Source organism: Brevibacillus sp. NRS-1366 (genome assembly GCF_050467985.1).
Genome location: NZ_JBITPN010000046.1, coordinates 73,770 through 81,765, shown reverse-complemented (window position 1 = coordinate 81,765; position 7,996 = coordinate 73,770). Strand labels below are relative to the sequence as shown.

Below are 7,996 nucleotides of genomic sequence, written 5' to 3'. Positions count from 1 at the left end.
CCACGTTCCTGAACGTACCATTTATTCATTGTTTAAGGAATTAACCAACGAAGCAGAAGAAATACTAAACCAGGTTGCTGATTCTAGCACTGACGAAGAAATTAGAAAGTTTCTTAAAACCATGAAAGTTGCTGACATAGAAGAGGATTATGTTAAGCAAGTAAAATCAGTAATTTTCCAGGACATCTCAAAGAGTTTTGAAAATACGCTTTTCGAGCATGGATGGGTATTTAGTTTTATGTTTAGAGAAGGAAAGAACATAAGAGCATCATCGAGGAAAGATGACAAATCAGCAATCTATGGAGCGAAAGTATACTGGAATCTAAAAGAGCTCATTCATAAAGCAGGAAAAATGCAAGAATGCGGTTTTTTTTGGTACTTACCTAAAGAGGGTAAAGAGAGTTTCGTACAAGTCCGTATTGAATCAAAGAGCGACTGCTTCGTTTTAGATTATTACTATAAAATGAGAATCAATCGAAAGGAGAGGGAGGAATTTGTATTACAAAAAATTGCAGACAATCTATTCGGAAAACGAACTGAGTAAAGAGTTTTCCATATCTCTACTTGATCGATTTGACGATTTTCTTAGACGTAATCATAAAAAAGACTACTTAAGCCCTTATCAATTTGCTCTAGAAAATGATATTTCCGTGGAGCAGAGTGTCCGTTTCTTGATGTATTACTCTGGTAAGGAAGGTATTCTGGATGTTCTACCATTTGTGGATTGTTTGAGCCCCACATGTCACAGTAGCCGGATCTTTCTAAATGACATGGATGAGTATCTGGATAATCGAGTAATATGTGAAGACTGTGGGCGAACTTATTCCAAAGAAAATATACTTCCATTTATAAAAGTGTATTTTGATATTAAGGACGGTGTTGGCATTCCGCCTGAAAAGAAGTGATTGGAACGGAATGATCCCAACTCAACTTACCAAGTGCTTACCGGGTTGCCTGATAGTTTAAAGCCTCGCTCCCCCTCATCCTTAAATGACACTGAAACACAAATAAATCGAACTAACGTTACACCTGATGAAGGGGAGCAAGAAGCTTCTGTTGATTTATCACTTGTCTTGTCAGCAAGTGATTCAACAAAAGGAAAACTAATTGAAGCAGCCGAAAATTTAAGAAATAACATATTGGCTGTTCTAAATGGAGAGTAAAATGAAAGCTAGAAAGAACGATTTACTAGCCTGTTACTCATTAGGTTTTTCATTAGGGTGTTATGTTGCCTTTTTGTTACTAATTTTTTCTTTTCCTAAGTTATTCGACAAACCAGCAGATATTTTTCTGACATCTATCTCAAGCCTTCTCGGCACATTAATTGCTGGTTTTATTGCGTATAGAGTCGCCTTCTCTCAAGTGACTTTACAGTAAAAGACCCTAAGTATATTGAGATGTGCTTATCAAGCCTCCTATCTAACTGTAATTCGTTCAGCTCTGAGGTAGAAAAATTGAAAATGTCAACAGAAACATAAAAAAAGGGACAACACTGTGGTGTAGTCCCTTTTCGTTTAAGCACACCTTTTGACATTAATATCTCATTCTCAATACAACGAGCCGCATACGTAGCCAGCTTGGTGCCTTTTTCCACCTGGTAGCTCTCGATCGCTTTGATCAGACCGATCGTACCGATGGAGATCAAATCTTCACTGTCTTCACCAGTGTTTTCGAATTTCTTCACGATGTGTGCGACCAGCCGCAAATTGTGCTCAATCAGCTTGTTCCGCGCATAAGGATCGCCTTTGGCCATTAGTCTGAGGAACTTTTCTTCTTCCGTGTCAGGAAGCGGTTGCGGAAATGCGTTGTTTTTGACATAAGCCACAAACATCAGGAGTTCTTTAAAAACCAGGGAAAGCGCCGCAATGATGCTGGACATGGCTGCCACCTCCACGTCTGGATTAGCTTACTCCTATGCTTATGTGGGCAAATGCCTACGCGTGCATGTACGCTTGAAAAACAGCGGAGATTCTGTAAAAACGCGCCCCCTCTATGCACGTACTGCCAAAGACAACGCTGGGTCCATTCGCGTCTTACAAAAGTGTGGTTTTCAAATTACCGGTGAGGACAAGGGGTTTTCAGCATTTCGCAGTGAAGAAGTGGAAGAATTTATTTTTATCCTTGATAGTAGTGACAGCGATACTGAGCCCATCACAAAAATCTAAAATCTCGTATTCGAGAATAATATGCATGGAATATTATTTTTTTATTCCATTTATACACAATATGCAAGAAAGGTATGTCCAATTAACCATTAACTATGGTAATATTTGGTTAATAAGCCATTATTAACAGGAGAACCATAGATGATTAGGAGATCTGTGCTAATTGGAAGCAGTCTTGTTCTTTTGATAGGAATCTTTATTTTTAACGACCCCCCCTCCTTTTTTTATGCTGATTTACCTTTCCAATCCCTTTCCAAACAGACAGTCATTTTGCTGCTCAAGCAGTCAGATGAACAGATGAATAAATTGGCCTTCGATGAGGAAGTTGTTTGGTATGGAACGATAGCAGACCAAGGCAAAGAAATTGACAGACTTGTGTCAGGGATGAAAAAGGATGGATGGTCGTTTTTACATCAGGAAGGCTCAGGCTACTTTTTTGAACAAGGCGATGAAAAGATAGTTATCACATCAGAAACATGGTCAAACCATTTTGTATTGTTTAAGGTCCCTGTCACACGGCATGCTATCACGTTATCGAACAATTAGTCTATTCCCACAAGTAAATATTTGGTAAAATAATCATCAGGAGGATGGTTTATGAAAACCTTTTGCATGCCTTTCATCCTTATGATCACACTCCTCCTGGGATGCAGCAATGGTCCATCAGAGGAAGAGATGATTCATGAAGCGATTCGGATGGCAACCTCCGTCAAGAAAATGCATTTTGATGTACAAGAATATCATGATTACGATGACTTCGACACTTGGACAAAGCGCGCCGAAGCATTGAAACCGTACTATACGGAAAAAGCTTATCAAGTTCTTCTTGCCAACCGCGAGCATACGCTTCCTCTTTATGTGGCCTCTGAAGAGCGCGCCAAAATCTCGGTGAAGAGCATGTCGATGTCCATCAAGAGTGAGCCCAATCAGTTGGAAAAACTGACCTTTCACTACACGATGACGGTCACTGTCACCTACGAGGACGATGACTCCTCCAAAGACATACTCATCGCAGGTCAAATGGATATTGTGCAAGAAGATGGGACGTGGAAAATTTCGCGTGACTGGGACGATGGTTCATTGCTAAAAGAAGCGCATCGAAAAGGAGAATCATAACGAAATGCTGGATTTTGGAGCGGTCTCTATCGAATGGAAAACGATTGTATTTCAACTGTTTGTCTTTCTCTTGTTTCCCGTCCTTCTAGTTGCTGGTTGCCTCGGTATCGTCAGAAGCCGGTATAACGAAAAGCAGACGAGGATTCGTGACTTGGAAAAACGCATTGAAGCATTAGAAAGAGAGAGAAATGATCCCAAGTCCTAGCTGTAAACGCAACAAAAAGGGGCCTATTCACTCAACCATGGTTCACTGAATAGGGCCCTCCTTGCTTGGCAAGGCTGATGACGCTCGAAGCGGGCGCTATACCCTGCCATCGCCTTTCTGAATCTCAGCTAGCATTTATCCGTTTTTTCGTTCAGAGATGTACAGCTCTGCTTCCAGTAAACGATCGACCAATTCACTTTTCGATAGGCGTGAATATCTTTCTCTCCTTTCATTCCAATCACGCTCTTCTGCTCCATTTTTGTTTGAAATAGGACTTGAGGTTGGTCCAGCGTGATTGTTGGCAGCCTTCTTGAAACTAGCAAACTTTAGGTAGTACTGGTATAGTTCCTCATTTGCTTTAACTGAATTTGCATGGATTCCTTTTCTTTTTGGATCTAATTCTTTCGATCTGGACTCAATATTTCGGTAAGACACTCTTTCGCCATTTTGATATAAGTGATCGATGGCTTCTTTCCCTAAGTGGAACGTCCGCTTCTTTTTGGCGAAGTACTCTTCCTCCAGCCAACGGGGAGGATTTCCTAATCCAAGCAATTGTGTCATTTCCCGCATCCTTTTCAATCAGTTCTTTGGCACCTACGATAAAACTGCCTGTCCTTCTATGGTGTTTGTCTCATCATTACTCAAAACAATTGATGCCAAAATCATACCTTCTATGACATGATCTCCTTTTTCAACTTCAACCGCATCCACGTAGCCGGTGACAGGTGAGAAAATGTCTATGCTTTTTCTGCCGTCAACGAGAGTGAAAAGTGATTCTCCTTCTTGAACCCGATCGCCCGAACGAAATAAAATCCGTTCAATTGTGCCAACGAATGGTGAAATGACGTCATACTTTAAACCCAATCTGCTCACCTCGACTTATCTTCTCTTGAATTTCCTGATACTTCCTGCTGATGGTAGACTGACTTACTCCCAGTACTTTGGCTGCCATGGAAGTCGTCTTGAATTCGTCCATGGCCATTTTGATCAGCTGCTCCTCTATCGCTCTCGTCGCTTCTTTTAGTGGCATGATCTTGGTCATATTCTGCTTCAGAAACTGTTTCTTCCTTTTTTTCAATAGAGGGGTGATATGGTGAGCTTCAATGAGATCTTCATCGGCCGTGACTACCATTCGCTCAATAATATTTTGCAATTCGCGTACATTGCCTGGCCAGGAGTATGATTCCAACAGGTCGAGGGCATCTTGGGACAATTGGGTGGACCGATCGTATTTATCATTAAAGGTTTGCAGAAAGTGCAAGCTGATCAGCGGAATATCCTCTGGGCGGTCCCGCAGGGGAGGAATCACGACTGGAATGACGTTTAGCCGATAGTAGAGGTCTTCGCGAAACGTACCTTCCTCTACCATTTTTTCGAGATTCTTGTTTGTTGCGGCGATAATCTGCACGTCAACCTCCACTACCTCAGATCCGCCTATCGGGATGATTTCCCTCTCTTGCAAAACCCGCAGCAGCTTTACCTGGAGATTGAGCGGCATCTCTCCGATCTCGTCCAGAAACAGAACACCTTTGTGAGCCATTCGAAAATAACCCGGCTTCCCGTTAGCGTTTGCCCCGGTAAAGGCTCCTTTTTCATAACCGAACAATTCACTTTCCAAGAGTGTTTCCGGGATCGCCCCACAATTCACTTTGACGAATGGATTGTTGTAGCGAGGACCGAGCTCATAAATCGTGCGGGCAAACACTTCTTTACCTACACCAGATTCCCCGGTTAGCAGTACAGTCGAGGAGGTCTTCGCGATCTTATGGATATATTTCATTACTTTTTCCATCGGCTCGCTAGCATAGATCAATTGCCGGTTTTTGGAATATTGCTGCTGATCACGCAGATGTTCCAGTTCTTTCTTGTATTTTTCGGATATCTTTTTCACCTGGAGCAGCTCTTCCTTGAGCATTACGGTCTCGGTGATATCACGCAGCGCAATGACGATCCGCTCCAGCTTCCCGTTATCGTCAAAGATCGGATTGCCTACTGCGAGCACATTCTTGCCTGATCGGCTTTCCTGCGTAACGGATACTTTTCGTTTCCGCTCTATGACCATTCTGACGATAGAGGAGAAAAACAATCCCTCATGCTCAAGCTCCATCAGGTTCAGGCCGATCAATTGTTCCTTGTTAATCTCCCAGAAGTCTTTTATCAGATTTCCGCTATAACGCAGCAGAATGCCTTTTTCATCTAAAACAAGAATTTCATCGTAAATGGAGGAGAGGATTCCCTGAAGATCGGTGTTGAGATTTTTGACGTATTCCATCTCCATCGCCATTTTCTCAATGAAAGGCAAATCCTGTAGAACGATGGTGGCTCCTGTGATAGCTCCTTGCTGGTTACGAATAGGACAAAAATCGGCCAATACGCCGATTCGGTCATTGACAATGATATAGTTTAAGACCGTTTCGCCGTGCTCTACAACTTTGAGAAAAACATCTGGATCCAATAGCTCCCCTACCCGCTGCTGCCGCAACTCCTCTGGGGTAACCCGAACCATCCTCAGTGCTTCGGAACTGAAATTCTCAATTCGCCCTTCTAGATCGGCAATAATGATGCCCATGGGAATTGAGTTGAGCAGGGAGCGAATCCAGTCCGTATGGGCAGATTGATTGGTCAAGAGATAATGCAAAATATCCTCGCGATGCAAATAGCCTTCGTGTCTACCCTCTCGATTACGTATGACGACGACTTCTTCCCCAAACACTTTGAAAAAGTCGAGCATGTCCACTTCCTGTTGAAAGAAAGCGAGATTCGTATGCAAGGGAAGCTCGCGAACCGTTTTTCTCATCCATTCCGCATCGCTTTGAAACGGGATCAAATCCGTGTTTCGTATATAGGCAACAAGATTTTCTTCGCTCTCGGGATCGGTTACAAACACATAACGTTCGTTGAACCGTGACATGATGTCCCACACTTCATTCGCTGAAGATTCAAACGATACGGCGTACACTTTTTTAATGAACCATTTTGAAACCATAGGTCCTCCCAATAATGCTTGGCTTGTGTTTACTATTATACTCGGGGCTCCCATGGAGAAGAAAGGGCAAAAGAAGACTGGGGTGGGCAGTCTTCTTCGCTCATTCTTACTTATATTTTTACGAGGGGCAGCACTTTTTTGAATGTCTCGATCACTTGATCAGCCTCTTCATAGGTAATGGTGAGTGGTGGTTCGATACGGATCGTTTTCGCATTGATCAGGGTACCGGCGACCAGGACCCCATTATCGAACAACCCTTTGGATACCTCATAGCCGATTTCATCATTATGGAACTCTACGCCAATCAACAAGCCTTTTCCGCGCACTTCCTGGACTTTGTCGCTGTGAGCCGCAGCCGCTTGGCGCAGTCCTTTCAGCATGTACTCGCCCATTTCCACGCAACGATCCAACAGATTTTCCTCGATCAGCACGTTAAAGGTCGCAATAGCAGCCGCGCATGCCAACGGATTTCCTCCGAACGTGGTGGTCTGTACGAACGGATTAGGGAAGAAGCTTTTGAAGACTTCCTCTGTGGCTACTACAGCCCCAGCAGGCATGATGCCGCCGCCAAACGCTTTTGCAAGGCACAAAATATCCGGTGTGACATCATAATGCTCGCAGCAGAACATTTTTCCTGTACGTCCCATCCCTGTTTGCACTTCGTCCAGAATCAGGAGAGCTCCGTATTGATCGCACAGCTCACGAACCTCTTTCAGGTATCCATCCGGTGGCAGATTAACGCCGCCCTCCCCTTGGATTGGCTCCAGAATGACGCCGGCAATCTCTTCGCCGACGAGCGCGCAAGCTTCAAATGTTTTGCGCAGCATGTCGATATCGCCGAAATGCACGTGGCGGAAGCCTGGGATCATCGGCAAAAATGGTTTGCGGAACACCCCTTTGGCAGTCGCGGACAGAGCACCGAGGCTCTTGCCGTGAAACGCTTTGGTCGTTGCGATAAAGGTCGTGCGTCCAGTATGCATTTTGGCCAGCTTGATTGCCGCTTCCACTGTTTCCGTACCGCTGTTCGCAAAATACGCGTATTTCAGGTCCCCCGGTGTTACGTCAGCCAAAATTTTGGCAAGCATCGCACGCAGCGGGTCGAGAAGGTCTTGGCTGTGCAGCGGTTGACGGTTAAGCTGGTTGATAACCGCTTCCACTACCTTGGGATGGCGGTGACCTACGTTGTAAATCCCGAAGCCGCCGAGGCAGTCAATGTATACCTTTCCGTTTACATCCATAAAGGAGTTCGGACCTGCATCCTTCCATTCAACGGCCGCAAACTGACCGTCTTTGGTTACGGACTTGCGGTATCCGAGAAACCCTGGATTGACGTGGTCACGGAAGTTTTCAACCGTCTGGCGCGTAACCCAAGCTGCTTCGTCCTTGGTAATATCGTTTTTGGCAATCAAATCGAGTACTTGCTGGGTATAGGCATATACCTCTTGATATTGTTCTTTCACCTGTTTGTTCACTTGTTGGCTCTCCACTGTTTTGCTCATCTTGTAGTCCTCCTGATCGGAAAAG

General features: G+C 44.2%; 10 protein-coding genes and 2 pseudogenes. 7 read left to right on the top strand and 5 right to left on the bottom strand.

All coding sequences use genetic code 11. The annotated features are described in order from the left end of the window. The 3 genes from ACIFQN_RS28635 to ACIFQN_RS28625 all read left to right on the top strand — a co-directional run. A partial coding sequence (locus tag ACIFQN_RS28635) for a hypothetical protein (protein WP_429836446.1) occupies window positions 1–544 on the top strand: 544 nt, incomplete at its 5' end. Next, complete coding sequence (locus ACIFQN_RS28630) at window positions 495–905, top strand: hypothetical protein (RefSeq protein WP_429836445.1); 411 nt, start codon at window positions 495–497, stop codon at window positions 903–905. The genes ACIFQN_RS28635 and ACIFQN_RS28630, both read left to right, overlap by 50 nt. Beyond that, a complete protein-coding gene (locus ACIFQN_RS28625) occupies window positions 906–1,163 on the top strand; it encodes a hypothetical protein (protein ID WP_429836444.1) in 258 nt (85 codons plus the stop codon). It begins immediately after the preceding gene. A 347-nt stretch (window positions 1,164–1,510) separates the two neighbouring features. On the opposite strand, the pseudogene ACIFQN_RS28620 reads toward ACIFQN_RS28625, so the two are convergent. After that, window positions 1,511–1,879: pseudogene (locus ACIFQN_RS28620) on the bottom strand (sigma-70 family RNA polymerase sigma factor); the annotation flags it as partial. A 94-nt stretch (window positions 1,880–1,973) separates the two neighbouring features. On the opposite strand from ACIFQN_RS28620, the pseudogene ACIFQN_RS28615 reads away from it, so the two are divergent. From ACIFQN_RS28615 to ACIFQN_RS28600, 4 genes and pseudogenes are all read left to right on the top strand, one after another. Next, window positions 1,974–2,165 (top strand): annotated as a pseudogene (locus ACIFQN_RS28615) (GNAT family N-acetyltransferase); the annotation flags it as partial. Between the two features lie 141 nt (window positions 2,166–2,306). Further along, the gene (locus tag ACIFQN_RS28610; protein ID WP_429836443.1) at window positions 2,307–2,711 is read left to right on the top strand and encodes a hypothetical protein; all 405 of its coding nucleotides are present in this window, start codon (window positions 2,307–2,309) and stop codon (window positions 2,709–2,711) included. 51 nt (window positions 2,712–2,762) lie between these two features. Continuing rightward, entirely contained in the window at window positions 2,763–3,281 is a 519-nt protein-coding gene (locus ACIFQN_RS28605; RefSeq protein WP_429836442.1) for a hypothetical protein, read from the top strand. Window positions 3,282–3,285: 4 nt separating this feature from the next. Beyond that, window positions 3,286–3,486 carry a hypothetical protein gene (locus ACIFQN_RS28600; protein ID WP_429836441.1) on the top strand — a complete coding sequence of 67 codons (201 nt, stop codon included), beginning with the start codon at window positions 3,286–3,288 and terminating at the stop codon, window positions 3,484–3,486. Window positions 3,487–3,621: 135 nt separating this feature from the next. On the opposite strand, the gene ACIFQN_RS28595 is transcribed toward ACIFQN_RS28600, so the two are convergent. The 4 genes from ACIFQN_RS28595 to ACIFQN_RS28580 form a co-directional block, all read right to left on the bottom strand. Then, window positions 3,622–4,047 carry a hypothetical protein gene (locus ACIFQN_RS28595; RefSeq protein ID WP_429836440.1) on the bottom strand — a complete coding sequence of 142 codons (426 nt, stop codon included), beginning with the start codon at window positions 4,045–4,047 and terminating at the stop codon, window positions 3,622–3,624. Window positions 4,048–4,080: 33 nt separating this feature from the next. Further along, window positions 4,081–4,350: a biotin/lipoyl-containing protein gene (locus ACIFQN_RS28590; RefSeq protein ID WP_429836439.1), complete on the bottom strand. Its 270-nt coding sequence runs from the start codon at window positions 4,348–4,350 to the stop codon at window positions 4,081–4,083. Further along, the gene (locus ACIFQN_RS28585) at window positions 4,334–6,472 is read right to left on the bottom strand and encodes a sigma 54-interacting transcriptional regulator (protein ID WP_429836438.1); all 2,139 of its coding nucleotides are present in this window, start codon (window positions 6,470–6,472) and stop codon (window positions 4,334–4,336) included. Before ACIFQN_RS28585 ends, ACIFQN_RS28590 begins: the two co-directional genes overlap by 17 nt. A gap of 110 nt (window positions 6,473–6,582) precedes the next feature. Further along, window positions 6,583–7,971: a putrescine aminotransferase gene (locus ACIFQN_RS28580; protein WP_429836437.1), complete on the bottom strand. Its 1,389-nt coding sequence runs from the start codon at window positions 7,969–7,971 to the stop codon at window positions 6,583–6,585. Window positions 7,972–7,996: the final 25 nt, after the last annotated feature.

What these genes read in the sequence shown, in the direction of transcription:
- ACIFQN_RS28585 (WP_429836438.1), bottom strand. Translation starts at nt 6,472, where the DNA reads ATGGTTTCAAAATGGTTCATTAAAAAAGTGTACGCCGTATCGTTTGAA.
- ACIFQN_RS28595 (WP_429836440.1), bottom strand. Translation starts at nt 4,047, where the DNA reads ATGACACAATTGCTTGGATTAGGAAATCCTCCCCGTTGGCTGGAGGAA.
- ACIFQN_RS28580 (WP_429836437.1), bottom strand. Translation starts at nt 7,971, where the DNA reads ATGAGCAAAACAGTGGAGAGCCAACAAGTGAACAAACAGGTGAAAGAA.
- ACIFQN_RS28610 (WP_429836443.1), top strand. Translation starts at nt 2,307, where the DNA reads ATGATTAGGAGATCTGTGCTAATTGGAAGCAGTCTTGTTCTTTTGATA.
- ACIFQN_RS28605 (WP_429836442.1), top strand. Translation starts at nt 2,763, where the DNA reads ATGAAAACCTTTTGCATGCCTTTCATCCTTATGATCACACTCCTCCTG.
- ACIFQN_RS28600 (WP_429836441.1), top strand. Translation starts at nt 3,286, where the DNA reads ATGCTGGATTTTGGAGCGGTCTCTATCGAATGGAAAACGATTGTATTT.